Below are 22425 nucleotides of genomic sequence, written 5' to 3'. Positions count from 1 at the left end.
CGCAGGCCATGCCAGAAGCATTCGATGCAACCCCGGAATCTGCAAAGCCTGCACCGGCCCTTTCGCGGGTGAACCCGCTCCCACAGGATTGCACTGAACCTGTAGGAGCGGGTTCACCCGCGAAAGGGCCGGCACCGGTAAACCCGTGCCAGACCTACCCCCGCGAACTGCTGGCCCAGGCCCGTCTGCAAGCCACCGACGAGCGCCTGCTCGACTGCCTGGAACGCCTGGCCTGCGACACCCCCGACACCTTCACCCAGCGCCTGGGCCTGACCCTGCATTACCCGGTACTCGACAGCCACAGCCTGCTGGCCAGCACCCCACGCTTCGACAAGCTGGCCTTGGCCCAGTGCCTCAAGCGCGAATGTGTGCTGATCGAGCAAGGCGGCCAACTGCTGGGCGTGTTCGCCGACCCCTTCGACCACGCCCGCCTGGCCTGGATCGACGACGTACTGCAAGGCGCGCCGCTTTACCTGGCCCACGCCGCCGACCTGGCCACCTTCCTGGCCCGTCATGAAGAAAGCTTCCACGCAGTCGATGCCCTTGACCACGACGCCGACGCCAGCAGCGAAAGCGACCCGCTGCAACGCCTGTCGCTGGCCAGTATCAGCGAAGACCAGAGCCGCGTGGTCAAGCTGGTCAACTCCACCCTGTACGACGCCCTCAAGCTGCACGCCAGCGACATCCACCTGGGCATGACCGGCCAGGGCCTGACCATCAAGTACCGCATCGACGGCGTGCTCAACGGTGCCGGCAAGGCCAGTGGCAGCGCCTTCGCCGACCAGGTGATCTCGCGCATCAAGGTCATGGCCGAGCTGGACATCGGCGAAAAACGCGTGCCCCAGGACGGCCGCTTCAAGGTGGCCGTGGGCGACCGGCAAATCGACTTCCGGGTGTCGATCATGCCTAGCATCTTCGGTGAAGATGCCGTGCTGCGGGTGCTCGACAAGCAGGACTTGTCCGACCGGGTCAGCGGCGTGCAGCTGCAAGCCTTGGGCTTTGCCGACGAAACCTTGCGCGCCCTGCGCCGGTTGGCGGCAGAACCCTACGGCATGATCCTGGTCACCGGCCCTACAGGCAGCGGCAAGACCACCACCCTGTACGCCATGATCAGCGAGATCAACCATGGCGTGGACAAGATCATCACCATCGAGGACCCGGTCGAGTATCAACTGCCCGGCGTGCTGCAGATCCCGGTCAACGAGAAGAAGGGCCTGACCTTCGCCCGCGGCCTGCGCTCGATCCTGCGTCACGACCCGGACAAGATCCTGGTCGGCGAAATCCGTGACCCCGACACGGCCCAGATTGCCGTGCAATCGGCGCTCACCGGCCACCTGGTGTTCACCACCATCCACGCCAACAACGTGTTCGACGTGATTGGCCGCTTCAGCCAGATGCAGGTCGACCCCTACAGCTTCGTTTCCGCGCTCAATGCGGTGCTGGCCCAGCGCCTGATTCGCCTGGCCTGCCCGCACTGCGCCACGCCCTGCGAACACGATGACGACACCCTGTATGGCTCAGGCCTGACCCGCGAGGGGGTGGCCGGCTGGACATTCGTCCGTGTCAAGGGTTGCGGCCACTGCCGTGGCAGTGGTTACCGCGGCCGCAGTGCCATTGCCGAACTGCTGCACCTGGATGACGACCTGCGGCAAATGATCGTGGAGCGCCGCCCGCTGGCGCAGATCAAGACGCTTGCCTGCCAGCGCGGCCTGCGCCTGCTGCGAGCCTCGGCCTTGGACCTGGTCCGCGATGGCCGTACCACCCTTGAGGAGATCAACCGTGTCACATTCATCTGACCGTTACTGCGCCGTATTGGGCGCCGAGGGTGTCGGCCTGGGTCGCTGGCACAACAATCACCACCAATGGCTGGGCAGCCGCGCGTTCAGCAGCGACGCCACCCAACCGACCTGGGATGCTGCTGTCGACGGGCTGGCCGCACTGCTGGCCGAGCATGCGGTACGTGGCGCCCAGTTGCGGGTGTTGCTGTCGGCCCGCTACAGCCGCTTCTGCCTGGTGCCCTGGAGTGACGCCATCGGCCACCCTCGCGAGCTGGACGCCTATGCCCGCGCTTGCTTCGAAAACCTCTACGGGCAGCCGTTGGACGACTGGCGCATCGTGCTGTCACCGGAGCCTGCCGGTGCCGCCCGCATCGCCACGGCGCTGCCCGAAGCCTTGCTGCAGCGGCTGCAGGCACTGGGCCGGGAAAGCCGCCTGAGCCTGCGCTCGGTGCAGCCATACCTGATGGCTGCCTACAACCGTTGCTGGTCACAGCTGGAGCAGGGGGACTTCCTGTTCGTGCTGGCCGAGCCGCGCCGCAGTGTATTGCTGCTGGCCGCCGGCGGTGCCTGGCAACAAGTGCTGGCGCAAGGCTGCGCTGACAGCGACCAGGCCCTGCAAGCACTGATCGAGCGTACCTGTGAGCTGTACGGCGAGCACCTGCCGCGGGTGTACCTGCATGCCCCGGGCCGCTGCGACGTGCCGCAACTGGCGGCCGTGCAATTGTGCCAGCCGGCCAGCGAAGCCGACCCGCTGTGCGCCATGTGGCGGGCGGTGGCCTGACATGCGCCGCCTCGACCTGGAATTCCAGCCACGGCGCAGCGGACCGCTGGTTTGGTCGCTGCTCGTCCTTGCCAGCGCCGTGGTCGCCGGCCTGGTGCTGCTGCAGCAACGCTTGCAGACCGAGCAAGTGGCACTGGAAGCCAGCGTCCATAGCCTGGAACTGCAACTGGGCCGCCGCCCGGCCATCGCAGAACCCAAGAACAGCGCTGCCAGCCGGGAGCAGGCTGAGCGCCTGGCACAAATGCGCAGTGTGTCGCAGCAACTGCAACGTCCTTGGCAGCAACTGTTCGCCATGCTTGAAGCCATGCCGCAGGACGACGTCGCGCTGCTCGGCCTGACGCCGGATGCGCGCAAGGGCCAGGTGCGCATTGCCGCCGAGGCGCGCAACCTCGAAGCGATGCTGCAGTACCACCAGCGGCTGGAAGCCAGCGACGAGCTCAGCGACGTGTCGCTGCTCAACCACGAAGTGCTCGCTGCGCGGCCCGAGCACCCGGTGCGCTTCACCCTCACCGCCACCTGGGAGATCGGCCATGCGCGCCCTTGAATCGTTCAGCCGCCTGATCCTCCAGGAGCGCCTGCGCGTTGTCGGCCCGGTAGGCCTGGCTGCCGTAGCCGTGGGCCTGCTCGCCATTGGCGTGGGGTGTGCCGGTGTGCTGCCGCAATGGCAAAGCGTACGCGAACTGCGCGCCAGCGAAGCGCAGGCCAGCGAACAGGTAGGGCGTGTCAAGCGGGGTGAGCTGAAGATTGCGGTCCAGCCCGAGCAGCAGGCCCTCGACAGCCTGCGCCAGCAACTGCCCGGTCAGCCCCAGGCCAGCGAGCTGATCGAGCGTCTGTACCGCCTGGCCAGCGCCGAGCGCATCAGCTTGGCCCGCGGTGAATACGCGCTGGGCATCGACCCCAAGACCCAGCTGGCCCGCTACCAGATCGTGCTGCCAGTGCGCGGCAGCTACCCGCAGATTCGCGGCTTTATCAAGGGCCTGCTCAAGCAACTGCCAACGCTGGTGCTGGAAGACCTTGAGCTGCAACGCAAACGCATCGGCGACAGCGAGCTCAATGCCCGCCTGCGCATGACCCTTTACCTGTCGAGGTCATGATGAACACACAACGTGCAGTCATCTGGGCCGGCTTCCTTGGCGTGAGCGCGGCGCTGGCCTGGGCACCGGACCATTGGTTTGGCCAGGACGATGGCGTCGCGGCCTTCGCGGGTAAACCCGCGCCTGCAACAGAAAGCGCTGCGTCCATGGTCGGCGCGGGCTTACCCGCGAAAGGGCCGGAACAGGCCGCCCGCGACCTGTTCCCAACCCAGCAATGGACGCCACCCAAAACCCTGGCCACGGTCACCGAACAACCGGTTATGACCGCACCTGTCGTCGCCGCGGCCCCGACGGCCCCGGAGCTGCCTTTCCAGTTCATCGGCCGCATGGGGGACCGCGACGACCTGCAGGTCTTCCTGCAGAGCGGCGAAAAACTCTACGTCGTGCGCCAAGGCGACGTGATCGAAGACACCTATCGCCTCGATCGGGTATCGGCCAGCGAGCTGAACCTGGTCTACCTGCCTTTGCACCAGTCGCAGACCTTGTCTGTCGGGAGCGCACCATGAAGTCGTCAAAGCTGTGCAAGCCTGCTCCGTTTCTGCTCGTGGCGCTGTGCGTGGCCATTGCCGGTTGCGGCTCCAGTGCGGTTCGCCAGGACAGCGACCAGTTGATGAAAGAGGGCCAGTACGAGGCCGGCATCGCCCGCCTGGAAGAGGCCCTGCGCGACGACCCGCGTGACACAGAGCTGAATATCGCCCTGGCCCACAGCCGCCAGGCGGCAGTCGAGGCCCTGATTAGCCAGGCCGACAGCGACCGCGTCCGCCACGACTTCGCCAATGCCCGCATGGGCTATGGCCGGGTGCTCACCCTGGAACCGAACAACCGCCGCGCCCAGGATGGCATTCGCCAGCTGGAGCTGATCCGCACCCTGGACGAACGCGTAGCGCTTGGCCAGGCGGCGCTGCGCCAGGGCGACCTGTTCGGTGCCGAACGTTACATGCGCGAAGTCTTGCGTCTGGACCCGCAGAACCAGAAGGGCATAACCCTGCGCAGCGACATCGAAAACGTGCAGGCACGCACCGCGCAGCCGTACCCGCAATTACGCAGCAAGCTCGAGCGGCCGGTCACCCTGGAGTTTCGCGATGCCAACCTGAAGACCATCTTCGAAGTGCTGTCGCAGGTGGCCGGCATCAACTTCATCTTCGACAAGGACCTGCGCCCGGACATGAAAGCCACCATCTTCGTGCGCGAGGTGCGTATCGAGGACGCGATAGCGCTGCTGCTGGAACAAAACCAGCTGCGCCAGAAGATCGTCAACGACAACACCGTCATGGTCTACCCCGATTCGCCGCAGAAGACCAAGGACTACCAGGAACTGGTCATGCGTACGTTCTACCTGACCAGCATCGACGCCAATACCGCGTTGAACATGGTCAAGACCATGCTCAAGACCCGCGACGTGTTCGTTGACGAGCGCCTCAACACCCTGACCATGCGCGATACGTCGGACGCGGTGCGCATGGCCGAGAAGCTGCTGCAGTCGCAGGACCAGTCCAACCCCGAGGTGGTGCTGGAAGTGGAGGTGATGGAGGTGGCCACCTCGCGCATCCTCGACCTTGGCCTGCAATGGCCGAACACCTTCGGCGTGCTGAGCGACGATGGCAACCCGGTCAGCGTGCTCGACCAGCTCAAGGGCATCAATTCCAGCCGCATCAGCATTGCGCCGGCGCCGCAGGCCAAGATCAACGCCCAGGACAAAGACATCAACACCCTGGCCAGCCCGGTGATCCGCGTCAGCAACCGCGAACAGGCGCGCATCCACATCGGCCAGCGGGTACCGATCATCAGCGCCACCTCGGTGCCGTCGACCCAAGGGCCGGTCATTACCGAGAGCGTCACCTACCTGGACGTCGGCCTGAAGCTTGAAGTGCAGCCCACCGTGCACCTGAACAACGAAGTGGCGATCAAGGTGGCGCTCGAGGTCAGCAACGCCACCCCGCTGGAGGCCACCCGCCAGGGCACCATCCCCGTCCAGGTCGACACCCGCAACGCGCAGACCAGCCTGCGCCTGCATGACGGCGAAACCCAGGTGCTGGCCGGCCTGGTCCGCAACGACCACAACGCCAGTGGCAACAAGATTCCCGGCCTTGGCGATATCCCAGGCCTGGGCCGGCTGTTCGGCAGCAACAAGGACGACATGAGCAAGAGTGAGCTGGTGCTGGCGATCACCCCGCGCATCGTGCGTAACCTGCCGTACCAGAGCCCGTCGGACATGGAGTTTTCCACGGGCACCGAGTCGGCCATGCAGGTGCGCCAGATGGCGCCACTGCCGCCGATGGACGTACCCGGTAATGCGCCGACCACCGATGAACCGGTCGTGGACAGCCACATGGCGGTCGCCCCGGTCAACGGGAGCCCACGGCCATGAACGCGCGGCGTCGCATGCACGGCTTCAGCCTGATCGAGGTGGTGCTGACCCTGGCACTGCTCGGCTTGCTCGCCAGCATGGCCGCGCCGCTGACCGAAACGGTGGTACGCCGCGGCAAGGAGCAGCAACTGCGCGAGGCGCTGTACCAGATTCGCGACGCCATCGATGCCTACAAGCGGGCCTTCGACGCCGGCTACATCGAGAAGCGCGTGGACAGCAGTGGCTACCCGCCGAACCTGCAGGTGCTGGTAGAGGGCGTGCGCGATGTGCGCAGTGCCAAGGGCGCCAAGTTCTACTTCCTGCGGCGCATCCCGCACGACCCGCTGGTGGCGGCAAAGGATGAAGACGAAGGCGGCTGGGGCTTGCGCGCCTACGACAGCAGCCCCGACAACCCGCGCGACGGCGAAGACGTGTTCGACGTGTATTCCAGGGCCCGCGGCAAAGGCCTGAACAATATCCCTTACGGGCAATGGTGACAGCCATGAAACGCAGCAAAGGCTTCACCCTGATCGAACTGCTGGTGGTGATGGCGATCATCGCCACGCTGATGACCATCGCCATGCCGCGCTACTTCAACAGCCTGGAAAGCTCGCGCGAGGCCACCCTGCGTCAGAGCCTGGCAGTGCTGCGCGAGGCGCTGGACCACTACTACGGTGATACCGGCCACTACCCCGATTCGCTGGAACAACTGGTGGAGCAACGTTACCTGCGCAACACACCGGTCGACCCGATCACCGAGCGCAGTGATGCCTGGCAGCTGGTACCGCCCCCCGAGGGCGTGGCGGGCGGCGTGGCCGATATCAAGAGCGGTGCCACAGGGAGGGCGCGTGATGGCAGCCTCTTCGCTGAATGGTAAGGCCAACGGTGGCTTCACCTACCTGGGTGTGCTGCTGCTGATTGCGGTCAGCAGCGTGGCCCTGGCGGCCACCGGCACGATCTGGGCGAGCGCCGCCCAGCGCGACCGCGAACGCCAGTTGCTGTGGGTCGGCAGCCAGTATGCCCAGGCCTTGCGCAGCTACTACCGCGCATCCCCCGGGCTGGCCCAGTACCCGCAAGACCTGGCCGACCTGCTGCAGGACAACCGTTTCCCGCAGGCCAAACGGCACATTCGCAGGCTTTACCCTGACCCGATTAGCAACAGCGACGAATGGGGCCTGCTGCGCTCGATCGACGGTCGTATCACTGGCGTCTACAGCCGTTCGGACGCCACCCCTTTCAAGCGCAGTGGCTTCAGCGCCGAATGGAGCGGGTTCGAGGGGATGGAGCACTACAGCGACTGGCAGTTCGTCGCCGAGCAGGCCTTTACCGAAAGTGCACGCGGTGTGCAGACGAATGCGGGCCCGGGAGACACGCCATGAAGTGCCTGACTGCGCTGTGCCTGAGCCTGCTGCTGATGGCTGGGGGGGCCACCTGCGCCAAGGCGGGTGCTGAAGACGAGATGCAGGGTTTTATCGTCGACAACACCATCTCGCACATTGGCCACGACTTTTACTACTACTTCGCCGACCGCCTGCGTGCCACCAGCCGTCTGGACTTCAACCTGGTGGTACGCGAACGCCCCGATGCCCGCTGGGGCAGCCTGGTGACGGTGGAGTTCGAGCGTGAAGTGGTGTACCGCCGCTTCCTGCCACCCAATACCACCGAGCTCAAAGACGAGGCCGTCGCCGCTGCCGACCTGGTCAAGCAGCAGATCATTCAACGCAAGCTGCAACGCCTGCTACAGGACACCACCGACTTGGAGAGGGACGAGCTATGAACCACCGCATACCCCGTTGCATTGCCGCCTGCCTGCTGGCCAGCGCCTGTGCTGCCCAGGCCACCGAGCTGGTGTACACCCCGGTCAACCCGGCCTTTGGCGGCAACCCGTTGAACGGCACCTGGCTGCTGAACAACGCCCAGGCGCAGAACGACTACGACGACCCGGACCTCAAGGACCGCGCCTCGGCCTTTACCGGCACCACGGCCCTTGAGCGCTTCAGCAACCAGCTGGAGTCGCGGATGTTGTCGCAGTTGCTGGACAACATCAGTAACGGCAACACCGGCAGCATGGCGACCGATGCGTTTCTCATCGACGTCATCGACGATTCCGGGGCCTTGAGCATCAAGGTCACTGATCGTGCCACAGGAGAAATTTCGATCATTGAGGTCAGCGGCCTGAACCCCTGAGAGGGAAGGGCTTTTATGTTGGGGAGAGAACACCATGAAACGTCTGCTGAGCGCGCTGCTGATCCTCACCGCCCTGGGCCTGCAAAGTGGTTGCAGCCTGCGCGAACCCATGTCGGCCGAACAGGACTCGGAAACCCCGACCCTGACCCCTCGGGCCTCGACCTACTACGACCTGATCAACATGCCACGGCCCAAAGGCCGGCTGATGGCCGTGGTGTACGGCTTCCGCGACCAGACCGGGCAGTACAAGCCGACCCCGGCCAGCTCGTTTTCCACCAGCGTCACCCAAGGCGCGGCCAGCATGTTGATGGACGCCTTGAGTGCCAGCGGCTGGTTCGTGGTGCTGGAGCGTGAAGGGCTGCAGAACCTGCTGACCGAGCGCAAGATCATCCGCGCATCGCAGAAAAAGCCTGATGTGGCGGAAAACATCATGGGCGAGCTGCCACCGTTGCAGGCCGCCAACCTGATGTTGGAGGGCGGCATCATTGCCTACGACACCAACGTGCGCAGCGGCGGCGAAGGCGCCCGCTACCTAGGCATCGACATCTCCCGCGAGTACCGGGTGGACCAGGTCACCGTCAACCTGCGCGCTGTGGACGTGCGCACCGGGCAGGTGCTGGCCAACGTGATGACCAGCAAGACCATCTACTCGGTAGGGCGCAGTGCCGGCGTGTTCAAGTTCATCGAGTTCAAGAAGCTGCTGGAAGCCGAGGTGGGGTATACCACCAATGAACCGGCGCAGTTGTGCGTGCTGTCGGCGATTGAAGCGGCAGTCGGGCATTTGCTGGCGCAGGGGATCGAGCGGCGGTTGTGGCAGGTGGCGGGGGATCCAGCTGATGGCAAGGCCACGGTGGACAAGTTCTTGAGCCAGAATCAGCAGCCTTGATTGACTGTTCGGGAGGCTCTGATCAATTCAGCACAGGCCGCCTGACCTGTGCTGAACTTGCTTCAAAACATTGCGAATTTCAGGTCTCGGGCAACTTGATTGGAGTTTCCCTAAAGCATCTCGAGACGTTAGCTTTTTCGATGCAGGCAACAGCATAAGCTACCGGCTAGGCTATCGTTCTGTTTCTTAGTATTTTTACCTGCTCCTGATAGTTGCGCCCGTGAAGCGCACTTGGCCTGCTGAGTAGAGTAGGGTAACCCACTGTAGGGGGCTCATATAAGTTACGGATCTCAAGTAATCCACGGTACAGTGGTAGGATTTCAGGTTTTATCGGGGGTATGCCAAGGTTTATCGCCTTTCTGGCTTGGGATTGTTGCTGTAGTGTAACTTCGTCGATGCCTGCTAATATTAAGCGGTCTCGGTGCTCCTTTATTACCAGGTGGCTAAAATTTTTGCTGCTACGCGAAGCGTAAGCATCACGTGCCGAATGTCGGATCATGACATCTGTGTGTGGTCCCTTGAGTCTCTCGAGACTCTCCATGGTATAGAAGCTTGGTTTTTTGTTGTTTAATAGTTTTAGGTAATCATCAAACATTAATTGGGGTGACCGCTGTTTCAATGCTATTGGAATGTTTAGTTGTGGCGGAGGCGGTAATTCTCGCGCGGCCAGAATTTGGTGTGGTGGCTTAACGCCCGTATGGCCGCTTGGGTCAACAAAGTTGATCGGATCTCCTTGGCAGTAGGCGTAGCTGTTGATGCCGCCTGATTGAAATGGACTTAAGTTGTCCGGCGAACAAAAGCGCATCAAACGCGGCTTGTATCCGCGCCGACCATTCCCGAGTAAATACCCATCGGATGCTTTATCGAACGGTTGATCGTTGAATGCGAGGGTTGAGTGGTCAGCCGCCATGTGCCAACCATAGGGGGTATAGCGTAGCATCGATCATTGCTCCTGGTTTGTTTAATATTGTAGGTATATATAGATTAGTGAATAGGGGGCGCAATCGTTATTTTTAACAGTTGACATATACTGTTGGGGTGTGTGACGGCGGGTTAATCCATGCCAGTGGCTCTCACAGTTTTACCTAATATCGCCTCCGGCGCTCAAAGAGGATCTGGTAAGTATGGCCCGCGAGGGGGACGGTCCCCGAATGAGAGGGGGCGGATTGATAGGGAATCGCTCCGGCGTTTTCGTCCAGGCCTCACCGATCACCTTGAAAGAGTGCGCCATCGCAAGATCTTGAGGTGTCTGGCCATTGTGATGACCAGCAAGACCCTCTACTCGGTCGGCCGCAGTGCAGGGGTGATTAAGTTCATCGAGTTCAAGAAGCTGCTGGAGGCCGAGGTCGGGTAGACCACCAATGAACCGGCGCAGTTGTGCGTGCTGTCGGCGATTGAATCGGCGGTGGGGCACTTGCTGGCGCAGGGGATCGAGCGGCGGTTGTGGCAGGTGGCGGGGGATCCAGCTGAGGGCAAGGCCACGGTGGACAAGTTCTTGAGCCAGAATCTGCAGCCTTGATGAATGATAAGGGCCTTTAAGCGGGCATGATATTAGCCTTAGGCTGCGTAAGTCACTTGGTCACTGAAGTTTAAGGTAAATTATAGAGTTGGTCGTTCGCCAGGAGGATCTGCTGCTGGCTCAGTAGCAGGTCCTGGATGCGGTGGTCGGGGCGATATATGACGTTTCATTCGGCTGGGCTAGAATAGGGTCAGTGAAGGGCTAGGTTGTTCTTCGAAGCAAGCCTAATTGGGCGTTTAGGCTCAGGGTTACTTTGTTTGCGTCATCGTAGGATAGGCCGGCATGCCTCTGAGAGGCTTTAGGTCTTAGATTGAGTATTCGAGCAGCCACCCAAGCGTCAAGTCCTGTGATTGAAATCTGTTCTGGTACAGTTTTTTGATAGGATACGAGGAAGTCTACCTCAGTGGGTGTAATAGGAGTTAGTACTGAGGTGTTTATGTCGGAGTGTGCATTTTTTTGCGGAATTTCTGGTCTGAATGTGGATTCGATTTGGTCGGTTGTTAAATTTTTAACTGTGTCGACCCCAGTGCCTGCTCGGTCTACTTTGCTGGTATTGTGAGAGGGCTTTCTAGACATAAGTTCTTCGACAAAATCAAACTCCAGGTCGTGCCTGGAAATTGTTTTTGTTATGGTTTTGCTTGCCGGCTGTATCTTATTTACGAGTGTGGAACTTTTGGTGGCGATTTGGTTCGCTACCGGGACACGCCCCGATTGATCTGAGTAATTTGTGGGGTCGTTGTTGCAGTAAGCGTAAGCATTGACTCCGCCTTTCGAAAATGGACTTAGATCGTCAGGGGAGCAGAAGCGCATGAGGGCAGTATTATAGGCACGGCGTCCACTGCCCATCAGGTATAAATGTGCAGACACTGATCGGGGTTGGCCGGTAAAACCCGTTAATTTGAGCGTGGGTTCTGGCGGTTGCTCGTAGCCGTATGAGGTGTAAACCTGCGGTAAGGAGGTGTTTTCCGTACTGCGGGTTATGGGTGATCTGGCCATGTCAGAGCCTACAAGCGTGGTCGCTGTCTGATTGGCTTCACACAATAATTCGGCCAGTACTACGGAGCTGTCACGGAAGAACGTAGCGCTGGCAGCGCTTGTCAGCACCGAGTGTAAGTGCGTATGCATGTAGAAGTGCAGGAGGTGACGTTGACTGCTCATCGAGATTTACCATGGTTTTTTTGGAGTATGTTCGAGAAATTCATTTTCAGCGACTGATAAATTTGACAGTTGACATCCGATGAATTGGCGGTAGTGCAGCGGCCTGAAGTGCCAGGCTTCGGCCATCGTCTATTGAGTTCGCGAAGAAGCAAATACTCGCCGAGTTTTCGATGAACGAGATCCCCTTCTTGAGCCAGAATCAGCAGCAAGTGATCAGGTTCTAAGGTGTCTTCGCGGGCAAGCCAGTTCCTATGAACTGACGCTGCCTCGGACTTGGCGTGGGTTTGTTAGCGAAGATGCCGTGCAGGCGATTTATCTTCGACCTGATATTTTTGATAGTTGCGCCTGTGTTGGAGTAGGCCCATTGTTCAGTAAAGGTTGGTTGGGAATGGGATAGGCAATGTTTAATTTTTTTTACAAGGGGCAGCGATTAGCTGCCAAGGTGAGTGCGGATAAGGCTTGCAGTGTGTTTGCTGGTGTTAATCTGGTATTGGGAGAGATCTGCGAAGAAACGCATTTGCTTCTGGCTGCAGATCGACAAAATTCCATACTTCGGGCCCGAAGCACGCGATGCTATAGCCCTTATGGTTTTGATCAGGCTGCCTCCAGAGAATCACTCCTTGGTTATAATGGTGAGCATCGAGATGTGGCATCTGAATGCGATCTACTTGGTAGTGGGGTGCGTGCCTACAGTTCGATGTTGATGCGTTTTTTTTCACCTGACGTGATAAGTCCATTTGGCGCGGGTGGGATCAATGCGTACGCATATTGTGAGGGAGATCCGATTAATTATCTCGACACTGACGGGCGAATGAAAGTGCCAGTCATACCTTCCCCTTGGACATCTCGGCAACCTTACGGTGTAAGCTGGCGGTCGCATGCTATTCAACGTGCGCCAAAGCCCACGCCCACGACGCTGTCCGCTATGTCGGCGCTTGTTGACACGATACCGGTTAATGGCAGCCATCCACTTTACTTGAAAATGGCTGGTAGGGAGACGTCAGGGGGGACGGTGCCCGAGATGTTTTGGATAAGCAAAAAACGCGAAATGCCGCGCGCGGGTGAGTTTGCGAAAAACATGGTTGCACAGGCGCGGAGACAAGGTGTGAAAAGTGAAACTCAAATTTCTGATGACCTGCTGATAAGTGCGATTGAGTACAAGGTCTTAAATGGTGGAGGTGGCTTGAGTGAGTGGGGCGGGCGCGTTGCGCTGAGTCGGCTGAAATATGTTGATGATAACAGCGCGCAGACTACCCTCAGGCGACTCATTAGTGAAGTGGTACGCTCCACTCATCCAGAATTTTATGATACCGTTTTAGCTAAGCGACCGAATACGAGCTCAGTGTTTTCGTCGTAGGCTAAGTTTGGTTGATGGAATGACGATCTCTTCCAACGGTGGGAGCGCCTGGTTTGATCGGGATTGCACGGGTATCAAGTTTGGCGCAAGCTCTGTAGGAGCGGGGTTACCCGCGAAGCGGCCGGTGCAGGCAACACAATCATTTGATTGACGCCGATACCCGGGGGCCTCCACTCAAACCGCGCGCCATGCCCCAGCCACGACGCATTCACCAACCAGATGACGCCCAGCCATTTCTCCCGCACACTGCGGAAAATTCCCAAGCCCGTACCCCGTCACATCGCGGGGCACAGCCGGAGTAGAAAATGGCGCGACAACTTATAACAAACGCCCACGACCCGCTGCACGAATCCCGCGAGGCCCGCCTGAAGCTGGCCAGCGAAGGCGAACTACCGCTGGGCATGCTGCGCGACGAGATCGACGCCTCCTGGCGCCGCAGCCTGGGCCACGGCCTGGACTGCCTGCAGGGCGAGCAGGTCGGCCTGGGCCTGGAACAGGGCCATGACCTGCGCCTGCTGCTGGAGCGCAACCGCCTGCTGATCGATGCCGTTACCCCCGAACTCGACTACCTGGTCGCGCGCCAGGGCAAGGCTGGCATCGTCATCCTCGGCGATGCCCAGGCCAACGTGCTGGCCATCGAAGGCCAGAAGCACGTGCTGCAACGCGAAGGCCTGCGTGATCTGCACCCGGGCAGTTGCTGGAGCGAATCGCTGCGTGGCACCAATGCCATCGGCACGGCCGTGGTCGAAGGCCGGCCGACGCTGATCAACTGCGGCGAACATTACCTTGACCGCCTGAGCCCGTTCTCCTGTACTTCCGTGCCGCTGCGCGACCCGCGCGGCGAGGTGATCGGCGTGCTCGACATCACCCGCGAAGGGGTGATGGCGCAACCGCAGGACAGCCTGTCGACCCTGATGCTGGCAGCCGGCAACATTGAAAGCCGCCTGTTTGGCCTGTGCCACCCGGACCAGTTGGTGCTGGCCTTCCACAGCCGCCCGCAGTACCTCAACAGTGCCTGGCACGGCCTGTTGGCCCTGAGCCTGGACGGCGAAGTGCTGGCTGCCAACGACAGTGCCTGCCAGCTGTTGCAGGTGCCGCGTCACGAACTGATTGGGCGGCGTAGCACCGACCTGCTGGGCGAACGTTCCCCGGCCTTTATCGCTCGCCTGTGGCAGGGCGGGGTGAGCAGCGTGCAGACCGCCAAGGGCGAGTTCTATTTCCGTGCCCTACAGCTGCCGCGCCATGGCCGGGTAACCCCCAGCACACCATCCAGCAAGCCGGCCTTGAACAAACAGTCGCCTGCACTCGATGCTCTGGCCGGTGGTGATCAACGCCTGGCGCGCAACCTGCGCATGGCTCGCCAGGGGCTGGGCAATGGTTTGCCAGTGCTGCTGCTGGGCGAAACCGGTACCGGCAAGGAAGTGGTCGCTCGGGCCTTGCACCAGGCCAGCCCGCGTGCCGACAAACCGTTTGTGGCAGTCAACTGCGCGGCCATTCCCGAAGGGCTGATCGAGTCCGAGCTGTTCGGCTATCGCGAGGGCGCCTTCACCGGTTCGCGCCGGGGTGGCATGGTCGGGCGGCTGATGCAGGCCCATGGCGGCACGCTGTTCCTCGACGAAATCGGCGACATGCCGCTGGCCCTGCAAGCACGCCTGCTGCGGGTGCTGCAGGAGCGCCGCGTAGCACCCTTGGGGGCGGGCGACGAGCAGGACATCGACGTGGCGCTGATCTGCGCCACCCACCGCGACCTCAAGCGCCTGGTGCAGGAACAACACTTCCGTGAAGACCTGTTCTACCGGGTCAACGGTGTGTCGCTGCGCCTGCCTGCCCTGCGCGAACGTGATGACCTGGCGGCGATCATCCAGGGCCTGCTGGACAAGGCTGATGCGCGTGGCGTAACCCTCGACCCGGCGTTGACCGCGTTGCTCGAAGGCTTCGACTGGCCAGGCAACATCCGCCAGCTGGAAATGGTGGTGCGCACCGCCCTGGCCATGCGCGAGGATGGCGAGCAGGTGCTGACACTCGATCACCTTACCGACTGCCTGCTGGACGAACTCGCCAGCAGCGCAGCGCCCTCCGGCAGCCTCAAGGACAGTGAACTGGAACAGATCCGCGGTGCTCTGGCGCGCCACCAGGGCAACGTCTCAGCCGCCGCCGAGGCACTGGGTATCAGCCGGGCGACGCTGTACCGCAAGCTCAAGCAGTTGCGCGGCTGACGTGGGCGGCCTGTTCGCAAGGCTGGTGGATTCCAGCGACCCTGTACTCATGCGCCAGGCGTTGGCCTGGCTGTATGGTTTCGTGCGCCCACACCGGCGTGCCATCGGCCTGTTGCTCGGCTTGTCGCTGGGTGCATCGCTGCTGGCGCTGGCGCAACCCTGGCTGGTCAAAACCCTGATCGACGAAGGGCTGTTGGCCAAGGACTACCAGACCCTCTGGCACATGGCGGCAATCATGATCGGCGCGGGCCTGCTGGGCACGGTGCTGGCTGGGGTCAACCGCTACCTGCACACGCGCCTGTCGGGGCGCATCCTGTTCGCCTTGCGCGACGACCTTTACCGCCATCTGCAACAGTTGTCGCCGACCTTTTACGGGCGGCGGCGTATCGGCGACATTCTTTCGCGGCTGGATGGCGATGTGGCAGAGATCCAGCGCTTTGCCGTGGACTCGCTGTTCTCGGCGGTGTCGGCGGTGATCGGCCTGGTGGGCGCGGTGGCGTTGATGCTGATGCTGTCGTGGCAGTTGTCCCTGTTGTTGGCGCTGCTGGTGCCGATCGAGGTGCTATGGCTGCGCTGGATGCGGCGCAAGGTGGAACGCGAAGTGCGCAACCTGCGTGAGCGCTCGGCGGATGTGTCGTCTTTTCTGGTCGAGACCCTGCCGGCGATGAAGTTCATCCAGGCGGCCGGCCAGCAAGGCCGGGAAGCAGGGCGCCTGGACCAGCTTGGGCAAGGTTACATGCGCCAGCTGCTGAAGGTGCAGGTGACCGAATTCTTCACCCAGGCCATCCCCGGCACGCTCACCTCGTGGTGCCGCGCCTGTGCGTTTCTGGTCGGTGGCTGGTGGGTGATCCAGGGTACCTGGCAGTTGGGCGCGTTGATCGCCTTTTCTACCTACATGGGCATGGCCGTGGGGCCGGTGCAGAGCCTGCTGGGCCTGTATGTGGCGGTGCAGCGCATGGCCGTGAGCCTGGGGCGGGTCATGGAGCTCAAGCGCGAAGCGGTGACCGTGCATCAGGCAGTCAATCCGCAGCCCATCCCCGATGGCCCAGGCGAGTTGCGCCTGGAGGCGCTGAGCTTTGCCCATGAGGGGCGCCAGGGTGCGGTACTGAACAACGTGCAGGTGAGCATCCCGGGTGGCCTGAAAGTCGCCATCAGCGGTGCCTCCGGCGTGGGCAAGTCAACCCTGATCGACCTGCTGCAGCGCTTCTACGACCCGGACGCCGGGCGCATCCTGCTGGACGGCGTCGACCTGCGCGACCTGGACCTGGCTGCGCTGCGCAGGCGAATCGCCGTGGTCAGCCAGGACGTCGTGCTGTTCCGTGGCACCCTGGCGCAGAACCTGGCTTATGGCGTGCCCGAGGCCAGCCGTGATGAACTGGAGCGGGTGGTGCGCCTGGCGCGGCTGGACAGCCTGGTCGACAGCCTGCCGCTGGGCCTGGACGGCCTGCTGGGCGAGCGTGGCCAGCAGTTGTCCGGGGGGCAGAAGCAGCGTATTGCCATTGCTCGTGCAGTGTTGCAGGCCCCGGCGATTCTGGTGCTGGACGAGGCCACTTCGGCGGTGGATGAGGCCACCGAACGTGAAGTAATCGCGGCCATCGACCAACTGTTCGCCGGCCGCACGCGCATCTTGATCAGCCACCGGGCTTCGACCCTGGCCGATGCCGACCTGCATCTGCAACTGCATGACGGTCAGTTGCAGGTACTGGCGCAGGAGGTGGTCAAGCATGGGCACTGACGTGCGCGTTGGCATCATCGACAGCGGCTGCTCGCCGGAGCAGGCCAACGGCTTGCGGGACGCCCGCCGTTTCTGGCTGGAAGACGGCCAGTTGCGCGAAGGTGAAATGCTCCCAGACCAACTTGGGCACGGCAGTGCAGTGCTCGCCAGCTTGCAACACCAGGCTGGTCCTGTGTCGGTGCTAGTGGCTCAGGTGTTCAGTGCCCAGGCCAGCACCAGTGCGTTGCAGGTGGCTGCCGCATTGCTGTGGCTGGTGGAGTCGGGGGCCACGCTGGTCAACCTGAGCCTGGGCTTGCAGCAGGACCGGCCCGTGCTGCACCAGGCCTGTGCCGAGGCTTTGGCCGCAGGTGTGCTGTTGTGTGCATCCAGCCCGGCGCAGGGTGGGCCGGTGTTCCCGGCCAGCTACCCGGGTGTCATTCGGGTCACTGGCGACGCCCGCTGTGCACCGGGCCAGTGGTCGTGGCTGGGTACTCGACAGGCGGATTTTGGCGCGTACGTGGGTGCGAGTGAGCGGGCGGGTGCGAGCCTGGGTTGCGCGGCGTTGAGCGGGAAGATTGCCGCCTTGCTGCGTGATGCCCAGGGGATGGACCGCCAGCAGGTGCATGACTGGTTGCGTGAACATGCGGCCTTCAAGGGGCCCGAGCGACGAGGAGCCCGCCATGGCTGAGCTGCGCATTGTGGTGCTGGGCGCCGGCCCTGCGGGTGCCGCCACGGCCATTGGCTTGCGGCGGCTGGGTTACACCGTGACGGTGGTGTCGGAGTGGCGCCGTTTCGCGGCAGTTGAAGGTGTTTCGCAGCGGGTGCTGGAGGGCTTGCGTCATGCAGGCCTGGGTGGGGCCTTGAGCCAGGCGGCCATGCCGGCCACCCGCCAGGTGCTCTGGAACGGCCAGCACCTGCACATGAACCAGGAGTTTTTGCTCGACCGGCAGCGCTTTGACCAGGCGCTGCGCGAAGACCTTCAGCGCGCAGGCGTGAGTGTGGTCGAGGGGCGGGTGCGTGAGGTCGTGCAGGGGGTCGGTCATCATGTGCGCCTGGACGATGGGCAGGTGCTGACTGCTGATTTCCTGGTCGAGGCTCGAGGCCGTCAGGCACCCCTGGCCGCAGACCGCCTGCGTGGGCCGGAAACGGTCAGCTTGCTCAATGTCTGGCAGGGTAGCCCCGGTGCGCCTGCGTCGGCGGTGGAGAGCCTGGAGGATGGCTGGGCGTGGATGGCACGGCTGGAAGATGGCCGCTGTTACTGGCAAGTCACCCAGGACGCTGCCGGGCTGCCGGGAAAGGCTGGGCTGGCAGCGTACTGCGTGGCGTTGCGGGGCCGCAGCGCGTTGGTCGCTGAACTGTTCAACGATCAGGCATTGATACCGGCACAGGTGCATGCACGCAGCAGTAGCGCCATTCTGGCGGGTGAATGTGTCGGGCAGGACTGGATCCGGGTGGGGGATGCCGCCATGGCTGTTGACCCGCTGTCGGGCAACGGGATTTTTCAGTCGCTCTCTTCGGCATTGCAGGCGCCGGTGGTGATCAACACGTTGCTGCGCAGGCCTGAGCGGGCCGAGCTGGCGCGGCAGTTTCACCAGCAGCGGGTCGAGCAGCTGTTCTTGCGTTTTGCCCGCATTGGCCGGGATTTCTATGCCCAGGAACAAAGCCGGGTGGGGCAACCGTTCTGGGCCCGGCGCCAGGGTTGGCCGGATGCGCAACCCCTGCATCAGGCGGCTGATTGGCAAGCGGTGCGGGTTGAGCGGCGGCCGGTGCTGCGTGACGGGCTGGTGGATGAAGCCGAGGTCGTGGTGACGGCGGACCAGCCGCTGGGGGTTTGGCATTTGCAAGGTGTAGAACTGGCACCGATAGTTCGCGGGCTTCAGGCTGGCCTGGCGCTCAGTGCTGTGCTTGAGGGACAGCAGGTTGAGCATCAGAAAATGGTGCGACGTTGGCTCACAGAACAGGGCTATACCTGAACCCCGGGGCTGCATGGCGTCCCCAGGATCCCGGTTCGGAGCCTCTGGACCGCTACTCGCTTACCGCCGTCAGGTTGCTGCGCCCGACTGCGCGCAGGGGGGCAGTTTCAATCAGCCCCAACCCCAGCACTCCAACAACGATTGCGCACCCTGCTTGTAGCAGCAACGGTGCGCCAAGACCATGAATGTCCGCCAGCCAGCCGCCCAGCACCGGGCTGAGCACGCCGCCGACCACTTCACCCATGCCCATCACCAGCCCGACGCAGGCGGCAATGCGATGAACCGGTACGGTTTCTGATGGAATGGTGGCCATGAAGATCGGCGCCACTCCGCTGGCCGACCAGGTGATGAACAACACCGTGCAAAGCATCCAGAACGGCCCTTGAAAATACAGCGCTGCCAGCGGCGTGAGCGCCCCGATCAGGGAGAACACCACCACTACCATGCGCCGGCCCAGGCGGTCGGAAAGCGCAGGCACGATGAAGCTGCAGAGCGTGGCACTGGCACCCAGCACGCTCATCAAGATACCCATTTCGGTAGAGCCGAACTGCCGCTCGTTCATGTAGTACACCGGCATGAACGCCCACCCCAGCACCATCCACGCCACGTAGAAACAGGCGATGAGCATGCTCAACCAGACGTTGCGATAACGCAGCAGTTCTAACAGCGAACCTGCTGCGACGGGCTGCGAGGCGGACGGTGTCGTCGGCTGGGCAATGACTACCTCCCTGGGCTCGCGTACGTACTTCCAGATCATGCACGCGGCAATCAACCCGGGGATGCCCGCGACGATGAATGCAAGGCGCCAGTGGTAGTGGCTGGCCAGGGCCACCAGGAGCAGGGGCGCTATGCATGAGCCCAGCAGGTTGCTGCCAAAGTTCTGCATGATGCCCATGTTGTGGCCGCGGCGGCTTGCCGTGGAGTTCATCGCCATCAGGGTTTGCGAGATAGGCAGTATCGGGCCTTCGGCCACCCCCATCAGCAGGCGGGCAGCCAGCAGCATGAAGAAGGTGCTGGCCAGCCCGGAGAAGAACGAGCACACCGAAAACACGATCACGGCCACCAACAGGTAAGGCTTGCGGCGCCCGCTGCGGTCGGAACGGGCGCCAAGCAGGTACCCGGACAGTGCCCAGGTCAATGACAAGGCCGATACCAGCAAGCCGATCTGGGTGTTGCTCAAGGACAGGTCGTCGGCCACGAAGGGCGCCAGGAAACTCATTGCATTACGGTCGAAGAAAACAAAACCGAAACTGAGGCTGAGCACGAACAGCAAGCGGTTTTCGTAGGAAGAGAACCAGCGGCGCATGGTGTATCTCCTGCATGATTATTGTTATTGGAATACGCGACGTTCAAAGGCGTCCGCCAGCAGGTGATAGCAAACGCTAGGCCAATTGCGCAGGCCAGCCCCAGGCCCTTGCATACAAGGCCTTGAGCCGGGGCTGGAGCGGCGCAAGCCTTGATCTTTGTTGATCAAGCTGGCAAAAGTTGATGATCAAATATCGGCCTGGCCATCGCGTGACACCGCCCGTGCGCAGAACAAGAACAATAGGAGAAGGTATGAGTCGTTCATCCATCGCGGCACCCCGCGAAGCTGTGTCGCGTTCCCCTCAGGCCTATGAAACCAGCAGCCCGACCCCGGCCGACCTGCGTCGCTACCTGCGGTTTTCAGATGAGGATGCGCGTATCTGGCTGGACGACCAGAGCATGGTCATGCTGCATTCCAGCGCGCTGGGTGCATTGCGCCGCGAGTTGATCGAAAGCGTCGGGCGCGAAGGCGCGCGGCGCATCCTGATGCGCATCGGTTATTCGGCGGGTAGCCAGGATGCCGCGCTGGTACGCAAGCGCTGGCCGGCATCGGACGAGCGCAGCTCGTTCATTGCCGGCGGCCGGCTGCATGCGTTGCAGGGTGTGGTGCGGGTGGAAACGGTCGACCTTGACCTGGACATCGAACGCGGCCACTTCCACGGGGAATACCTGTGGCACGACTCGCGTGAAGCCCATGAGCACATAGCCCACTACGGGGTTGGCGACGAGGCTGCGTGCTGGATGACCCTCGGCTACGCCGCCGGTTATGCCAGCGCCTTTATCGGCAAGCTGGTGGTGTACCGTGAGGTCGAATGCGTGGCCGCAGGCGGCCGCTGCTGCCGGATTGTCGGCGATACGGCAGATCGCTTGCCCAATCATGAACTCGGCGCCGAGCAGCGCTACTGGGACCCTTCGCACTTCATTCAGATGAACTCGATCTGGTCGCCACCCGAGGGCGAAGCGGTACAGCCTGCCTGCACGGCCAGCAGCTTGCCGCTGCAGGACGATATGGTCGGTATTTCTGCTGCGTTCAGCGTTGCCCGTCATCAGATTGCGCAAGTGGCACCCACCCGTGCCACGGTGCTGTTCAGCGGTGAATCGGGGGTGGGCAAAGAAGTGTTCGCCAAGGCGCTGCATCGGCTCAGCCCGCGCGCGCAACAGCCGTTGGTGGCCGTCAACTGTGCGGCTTTGCCGGAAAGCCTGCTGGAAGCCGAGCTGTTCGGTGCCGAAAAAGGGGCCTATACCGGTGCAACGCAGGCGCGTGCCGGTCGCTTCGAGCGGGCCTCTGGCGGCACGCTGTTCCTGGATGAAATCCAGGCGTTGAGCATGAGCGCCCAAACCAAGCTGCTGCGCGCCTTGCAAGAGGGGGAAATCGAGCGGGTGGGGGGCAACAAGCCGATCAAGGTCGACCTGCGGGTGATTGCTGCCACCAACGCCAACCTGCGCGAGGCGATTGCCCGTGGCACCTTCCGCGAAGACCTGTTCTTCAGGCTGAACGTGTTCCCCATCCACCTGCCACCGCTGCGCGAGCGCCGGGATGACATCCCGCTGCTGATGGAGCACTTCTTCAAACACTTCACCCAACTGCACGGTAAGCAGGTTACCGGGTTCAGTGCCCGGGCCGTGGAAGCGCTGCTCAACTACAGCTACCCCGGCAACGTGCGAGAGCTGCAAAACCTGGTGGAGCGGGGGGTGATCGCGGCACCCGGCCAAGCGGCCATCCGCACCCAGCACCTGTTCCCGTCCGGTGAGCAGGCGCCCCGCACCGGGCTGGGTGTGGGCGGTGACGGCAGCCTGTGCAAAGCGGCCAGTGAGCCTGACCCGCAGGGCTCGCCCATGGCCGAGCTCAAGCACGCTATCCACAACCAGCAGCTGGATCAATACCGGCTGGTGTTGCAGGCCTGCAATGGCAACTTGTCCGCCGCCGCACGGCAACTGGGCATCAGCCGCCCGCAACTGGCCTACCGCCTGAAGGCGCACGGGCAGGGCTGAGTTGATCATCGAGCTTGATCAAAGCGGATCAATTTGATCAAGCCAGGTAACGGGTACCGTTGCACAAACCCCATGGCACAGGGAGTTTCGCCGCGTCCAGGGGGCTGGCACAGCCCTT

The 22425-nt window shown here is 62.4% G+C and carries 21 protein-coding genes and 1 pseudogene; 19 read left to right on the top strand and 3 right to left on the bottom strand.

Going from position 1 to position 22425, the window contains the following annotated elements:
- Positions 1 to 8: 8 nt before the first annotated feature.
- Genes LMH93_RS15610 through LMH93_RS15555 form a run of 12 tightly spaced genes read left to right on the top strand, consistent with a single transcriptional unit; the run spans position 9 to position 9073 of the window.
- Complete coding sequence (locus LMH93_RS15610) at positions 9 to 1796, top strand: GspE/PulE family protein (RefSeq protein WP_227743092.1); 1788 nt, start codon at positions 9 to 11, stop codon at positions 1794 to 1796.
- On the top strand, positions 1780 to 2559 hold the full coding sequence (locus LMH93_RS15605; RefSeq protein WP_004577514.1) for a hypothetical protein: 780 nt from the start codon (positions 1780 to 1782) through the stop codon (positions 2557 to 2559). Before LMH93_RS15610 ends, LMH93_RS15605 begins: the two co-directional genes overlap by 17 nt.
- A 1-nt stretch (position 2560) precedes the next feature.
- Positions 2561 to 3103: a pilus assembly protein gene (locus LMH93_RS15600; protein WP_070095879.1), complete on the top strand. Its 543-nt coding sequence runs from the start codon at positions 2561 to 2563 to the stop codon at positions 3101 to 3103.
- Positions 3090 to 3653, top strand: a complete 564-nt coding sequence (gene pilO / locus LMH93_RS15595; protein ID WP_003247957.1) for a type 4a pilus biogenesis protein PilO — start codon at positions 3090 to 3092, stop codon at positions 3651 to 3653. Before LMH93_RS15600 ends, pilO begins: the two co-directional genes overlap by 14 nt.
- Positions 3653 to 4159, top strand: coding sequence for a hypothetical protein (locus LMH93_RS15590; protein ID WP_060544960.1), 507 nt, complete (start codon positions 3653 to 3655; stop codon positions 4157 to 4159). The genes pilO and LMH93_RS15590 overlap by 1 nt, the downstream gene beginning before the upstream one ends.
- Positions 4156 to 6021: a secretin N-terminal domain-containing protein gene (locus LMH93_RS15585; RefSeq protein WP_230064344.1), complete on the top strand. Its 1866-nt coding sequence runs from the start codon at positions 4156 to 4158 to the stop codon at positions 6019 to 6021. The genes LMH93_RS15590 and LMH93_RS15585 overlap by 4 nt, the downstream gene beginning before the upstream one ends.
- Positions 6018 to 6497, top strand: a complete 480-nt coding sequence (locus LMH93_RS15580; RefSeq protein ID WP_003247963.1) for a type II secretion system protein — start codon at positions 6018 to 6020, stop codon at positions 6495 to 6497. The genes LMH93_RS15585 and LMH93_RS15580 overlap by 4 nt, the downstream gene beginning before the upstream one ends.
- Before the next feature lie 5 nt (positions 6498 to 6502).
- Positions 6503 to 6877: a type II secretion system protein gene (locus LMH93_RS15575; RefSeq protein ID WP_003247965.1), complete on the top strand. Its 375-nt coding sequence runs from the start codon at positions 6503 to 6505 to the stop codon at positions 6875 to 6877.
- Positions 6852 to 7379, top strand: a complete 528-nt coding sequence (locus LMH93_RS15570) for a type II secretion system protein (protein ID WP_003247967.1) — start codon at positions 6852 to 6854, stop codon at positions 7377 to 7379. Before LMH93_RS15575 ends, LMH93_RS15570 begins: the two co-directional genes overlap by 26 nt.
- Positions 7376 to 7777 carry a curli production assembly/transport protein CsgE gene (gene csgE, locus LMH93_RS15565; RefSeq protein WP_070095883.1) on the top strand — a complete coding sequence of 134 codons (402 nt, stop codon included), beginning with the start codon at positions 7376 to 7378 and terminating at the stop codon, positions 7775 to 7777. Before LMH93_RS15570 ends, csgE begins: the two co-directional genes overlap by 4 nt.
- Positions 7774 to 8187 carry a curli assembly protein CsgF gene (locus LMH93_RS15560; protein WP_003247970.1) on the top strand — a complete coding sequence of 138 codons (414 nt, stop codon included), beginning with the start codon at positions 7774 to 7776 and terminating at the stop codon, positions 8185 to 8187. Before csgE ends, LMH93_RS15560 begins: the two co-directional genes overlap by 4 nt.
- A 34-nt stretch (positions 8188 to 8221) precedes the next feature.
- Entirely contained in the window at positions 8222 to 9073 is an 852-nt protein-coding gene (locus tag LMH93_RS15555) for a CsgG/HfaB family protein (protein WP_185280267.1), read from the top strand.
- A gap of 166 nt (positions 9074 to 9239) precedes the next feature.
- On the opposite strand, the gene LMH93_RS29720 is transcribed toward LMH93_RS15555, so the two are convergent.
- A complete protein-coding gene (locus LMH93_RS29720; protein ID WP_102885289.1) occupies positions 9240 to 10013 on the bottom strand; it encodes an RHS repeat-associated core domain-containing protein in 774 nt (257 codons plus the stop codon).
- A gap of 309 nt (positions 10014 to 10322) precedes the next feature.
- Here LMH93_RS29720 and LMH93_RS15545 point away from each other — a divergent pair.
- Positions 10323 to 10592, top strand: a pseudogene (locus LMH93_RS15545) (CsgG/HfaB family protein); the annotation flags it as partial.
- Between the two features lie 201 nt (positions 10593 to 10793).
- Here the strand turns inward: LMH93_RS15545 and LMH93_RS15540 are convergent.
- The gene (locus LMH93_RS15540; RefSeq protein WP_230064343.1) at positions 10794 to 11750 is read right to left on the bottom strand and encodes an RHS repeat-associated core domain-containing protein; all 957 of its coding nucleotides are present in this window, start codon (positions 11748 to 11750) and stop codon (positions 10794 to 10796) included.
- 400 nt (positions 11751 to 12150) lie between these two features.
- Between LMH93_RS15540 and LMH93_RS15535 the strand changes: the two genes are divergently transcribed.
- The 5 genes from LMH93_RS15535 (at position 12151) to qhpG (ending at position 19010) form a co-directional block, all read left to right on the top strand.
- Positions 12151 to 13107 carry an RHS repeat-associated core domain-containing protein gene (locus LMH93_RS15535; RefSeq protein ID WP_230064342.1) on the top strand — a complete coding sequence of 319 codons (957 nt, stop codon included), beginning with the start codon at positions 12151 to 12153 and terminating at the stop codon, positions 13105 to 13107.
- Between the two features lie 305 nt (positions 13108 to 13412).
- On the top strand, positions 13413 to 15323 hold the full coding sequence (locus LMH93_RS15530; protein WP_102885292.1) for a sigma-54-dependent Fis family transcriptional regulator: 1911 nt from the start codon (positions 13413 to 13415) through the stop codon (positions 15321 to 15323).
- Between the two features lies 1 nt (position 15324).
- Positions 15325 to 17058 carry an ABC transporter ATP-binding protein gene (locus tag LMH93_RS15525; RefSeq protein WP_230064341.1) on the top strand — a complete coding sequence of 578 codons (1734 nt, stop codon included), beginning with the start codon at positions 15325 to 15327 and terminating at the stop codon, positions 17056 to 17058.
- Entirely contained in the window at positions 17048 to 17725 is a 678-nt protein-coding gene (gene qhpE / locus LMH93_RS15520) for a subtilisin-like serine protease QhpE (RefSeq protein ID WP_070095886.1), read from the top strand. The genes LMH93_RS15525 and qhpE overlap by 11 nt, the downstream gene beginning before the upstream one ends.
- Positions 17718 to 19010: a flavin-dependent monooxygenase QhpG gene (gene qhpG / locus LMH93_RS15515; RefSeq protein ID WP_102885295.1), complete on the top strand. Its 1293-nt coding sequence runs from the start codon at positions 17718 to 17720 to the stop codon at positions 19008 to 19010. Before qhpE ends, qhpG begins: the two co-directional genes overlap by 8 nt.
- A gap of 52 nt (positions 19011 to 19062) precedes the next feature.
- On the opposite strand, the gene LMH93_RS15510 is transcribed toward qhpG, so the two are convergent.
- Positions 19063 to 20316 (bottom strand): MFS transporter, encoded by a 1254-nt coding sequence (locus LMH93_RS15510; RefSeq protein ID WP_185280270.1) that lies wholly within the window; start codon positions 20314 to 20316, stop codon positions 19063 to 19065.
- 251 nt (positions 20317 to 20567) lie between these two features.
- Between LMH93_RS15510 and LMH93_RS15505 the strand changes: the two genes are divergently transcribed.
- The gene (locus LMH93_RS15505; RefSeq protein WP_004575239.1) at positions 20568 to 22307 is read left to right on the top strand and encodes a sigma-54-dependent Fis family transcriptional regulator; all 1740 of its coding nucleotides are present in this window, start codon (positions 20568 to 20570) and stop codon (positions 22305 to 22307) included.
- Positions 22308 to 22425 lie beyond the last annotated feature (118 nt).

This window comes from Pseudomonas sp. CIP-10, assembly GCF_020911845.1.
Classification (GTDB): domain Bacteria; phylum Pseudomonadota; class Gammaproteobacteria; order Pseudomonadales; family Pseudomonadaceae; genus Aquipseudomonas; species Aquipseudomonas alloputida.
This window is presented reverse-complemented; position numbering and strand designations above follow the sequence as displayed.

Coding starts and splice junctions, on each gene's coding strand:
- LMH93_RS15590 (WP_060544960.1), top strand. CDS start 3,653: ATGAACACACAACGTGCAGTCATCTGGGCCGGCTTCCTTGGCGTGAGC.
- LMH93_RS15510 (WP_185280270.1), bottom strand. CDS start 20,316: ATGCGCCGCTGGTTCTCTTCCTACGAAAACCGCTTGCTGTTCGTGCTC.
- pilO (WP_003247957.1), top strand. CDS start 3,090: ATGCGCGCCCTTGAATCGTTCAGCCGCCTGATCCTCCAGGAGCGCCTG.
- LMH93_RS15555 (WP_185280267.1), top strand. CDS start 8,222: ATGAAACGTCTGCTGAGCGCGCTGCTGATCCTCACCGCCCTGGGCCTG.
- LMH93_RS15530 (WP_102885292.1), top strand. CDS start 13,413: ATGGCGCGACAACTTATAACAAACGCCCACGACCCGCTGCACGAATCC.
- qhpE (WP_070095886.1), top strand. CDS start 17,048: ATGGGCACTGACGTGCGCGTTGGCATCATCGACAGCGGCTGCTCGCCG.
- LMH93_RS15570 (WP_003247967.1), top strand. CDS start 6,852: ATGGCAGCCTCTTCGCTGAATGGTAAGGCCAACGGTGGCTTCACCTAC.
- LMH93_RS15540 (WP_230064343.1), bottom strand. CDS start 11,750: ATGAGCAGTCAACGTCACCTCCTGCACTTCTACATGCATACGCACTTA.
- LMH93_RS15560 (WP_003247970.1), top strand. CDS start 7,774: ATGAACCACCGCATACCCCGTTGCATTGCCGCCTGCCTGCTGGCCAGC.
- LMH93_RS29720 (WP_102885289.1), bottom strand. CDS start 10,013: ATGCTACGCTATACCCCCTATGGTTGGCACATGGCGGCTGACCACTCA.
- LMH93_RS15600 (WP_070095879.1), top strand. CDS start 2,561: ATGCGCCGCCTCGACCTGGAATTCCAGCCACGGCGCAGCGGACCGCTG.
- LMH93_RS15585 (WP_230064344.1), top strand. CDS start 4,156: ATGAAGTCGTCAAAGCTGTGCAAGCCTGCTCCGTTTCTGCTCGTGGCG.
- LMH93_RS15610 (WP_227743092.1), top strand. CDS start 9: ATGCCAGAAGCATTCGATGCAACCCCGGAATCTGCAAAGCCTGCACCG.
- LMH93_RS15535 (WP_230064342.1), top strand. CDS start 12,151: ATGTTTAATTTTTTTTACAAGGGGCAGCGATTAGCTGCCAAGGTGAGT.
- csgE (WP_070095883.1), top strand. CDS start 7,376: ATGAAGTGCCTGACTGCGCTGTGCCTGAGCCTGCTGCTGATGGCTGGG.
- LMH93_RS15575 (WP_003247965.1), top strand. CDS start 6,503: ATGAAACGCAGCAAAGGCTTCACCCTGATCGAACTGCTGGTGGTGATG.
- qhpG (WP_102885295.1), top strand. CDS start 17,718: ATGGCTGAGCTGCGCATTGTGGTGCTGGGCGCCGGCCCTGCGGGTGCC.
- LMH93_RS15505 (WP_004575239.1), top strand. CDS start 20,568: ATGAGTCGTTCATCCATCGCGGCACCCCGCGAAGCTGTGTCGCGTTCC.
- LMH93_RS15580 (WP_003247963.1), top strand. CDS start 6,018: ATGAACGCGCGGCGTCGCATGCACGGCTTCAGCCTGATCGAGGTGGTG.